The organism is Campylobacter sp. 2457A (assembly GCF_020135895.1).
In the GTDB taxonomy this organism is placed as follows: domain Bacteria; phylum Campylobacterota; class Campylobacteria; order Campylobacterales; family Campylobacteraceae; genus Campylobacter_D; species Campylobacter_D taeniopygiae.
Genome location: NZ_JACHTO010000059.1, coordinates 1 through 1,635 on the forward strand (window position 1 = coordinate 1; position 1,635 = coordinate 1,635).

2 protein-coding genes are annotated in these 1,635 nt (G+C 27.4%); both read left to right on the forward strand.

All coding sequences use genetic code 11. From position 1 onward, the window contains the following. Positions 1-123: 123 nt before the first annotated feature. On the forward strand, positions 124-651 hold the full coding sequence (locus H2280_RS08270; RefSeq protein ID WP_337216239.1) for a hypothetical protein: 528 nt from the start codon (positions 124-126) through the stop codon (positions 649-651). Continuing rightward, complete coding sequence (locus H2280_RS08275; RefSeq protein WP_337216240.1) at positions 648-1,634, forward strand: DUF6402 family protein; 987 nt, start codon at positions 648-650, stop codon at positions 1,632-1,634. The genes H2280_RS08270 and H2280_RS08275 overlap by 4 nt, the downstream gene beginning before the upstream one ends. The last annotated feature ends 1 nt before the right edge of the window (position 1,635 follow it).

A 1,635-nucleotide genomic window follows, 5' to 3' on the forward strand; every position in this document is an offset into this window, starting at 1 on the left:
CTATAAAAAGATAAAATAATAGCATGAAAAATAAGTCAAATAATGTAACTTTATAAATTATATTAGAATATGCTAAGCTAGTTATTGGATTTAAATAAAAATATTTAACAACAAGGTAAAGCAATGGATGAAGAACTTTTTTGGGAAAATTTTGTTCCAGTAGGACATATCAATGAGGAAGCTTTAAAAAGACAAGCTGATATATATAATGCAAATTTTAACACCTTAGCATACGATGAAACAATTTTACCACAAGAATTAGAATGTTGCTATAATGAATTTAAATATTACAAAGATAATGAAATAGCCGCATTAGGTTGGGCGGTAAGTTATAATCTTCAAGTATTATGGCAAAATAGTCCTAAAATCGATACGATACAAAATTATCAACTCCCTATAAAACAAAATAAACCTAGCAATCCCCAAGCAGAGCAAAAACTAAAAGAAATACAAGATTTTTTACAAAGTAAAGGCATAGAACCTCTTATTTTGTATTATACTCCTTATCCAAAAACTACAGAAACAAAAGAAGCAAAAAGATTAAGGCAAAATGCTGAACGTTTTTCTCATTGCATACAAGAAAATGAGGTAAGAGAACAAAAACGTCCTATTAAATTTTTACCACTCTTGATTGGGATAGATTTTATATGAAATTTCCATTAGTAAAAAATTTAAGTGAAAAACTTTACGCAAAAAAAGATATCTATACTCAAAATTTTGCAAAGCAAATAGAAATAATCTTACAAAAAACTCATAATATTTTAACATTAAAAGAACTACCTCAAGGAGAATATAAATTTGATTTTGCGATCGATATAAGAGAAGAAAGAAGTGATAAAAATAAAGAGTCTTACATTATCATTAAAGAAAATGATGAAATTCCAAAAGGATATAAACGAATTTTAGATTGCAAACCTTATGAGATCGATACTTTAAATTGTCAGCTTGTAGGTATAAAGGATGAAGATTTTTTTTATCAAATTTTGCAAAATTTAGGGATAGATATAGCAGCACAATTTAATACAGGTATTTCACTTGCCTTACTTGCAAGACAAATGTCAAAATTGATTCCTTATGTGGGAACATCTGCTCTTGCCTACGATGCCTACTTAATCAACAATGAAATCAGTGAAAAAACCTATAATGATATCATGCAAGATCTATCTCTTTATGCTTGTAGTGGTAAATTTTCTTTATATCTTGCTCCTGCTAAATTAAGCATTAAAAAAGAAATTCAAGAAAATAGAGAAAAGGTATCATACCGTGTAGATGAAATGATAGCTTATGTTTATGATAGCTTTGATTTTTTAGATCAAAGTCATGAATTTGATGATGAAGGAAATCTTATCAAGCTAGGACAACCTGTCGGGGCTTGGGATTTTAATGAAAAGAGTTTTAGTATATTAGGTTCTATTTGTCAGATGATAACATATAGGTATGGTACTGGAGAAATCTTTAAAGATATTCTAAATTTTTTTAAAACCAAACAATACTATATTTACAATCAGGACTATCAAGATTATCAAAAATTTACATCCTATGGTTTAGATTTCAAACTTTATAGTAAAGATTTTATTGCTAAGCTTGATTTCAAAGATAAAGCTTATAATATACTTTATAATACAGGAGTTTAAA

Bases quoted from the DNA above. Each gene is read 5' to 3' on its own strand.
- H2280_RS08270 (WP_337216239.1), top strand. From the start codon at position 124: ATGGATGAAGAACTTTTTTGGGAAAATTTTGTTCCAGTAGGACATATC.
- H2280_RS08275 (WP_337216240.1), top strand. From the start codon at position 648: ATGAAATTTCCATTAGTAAAAAATTTAAGTGAAAAACTTTACGCAAAA.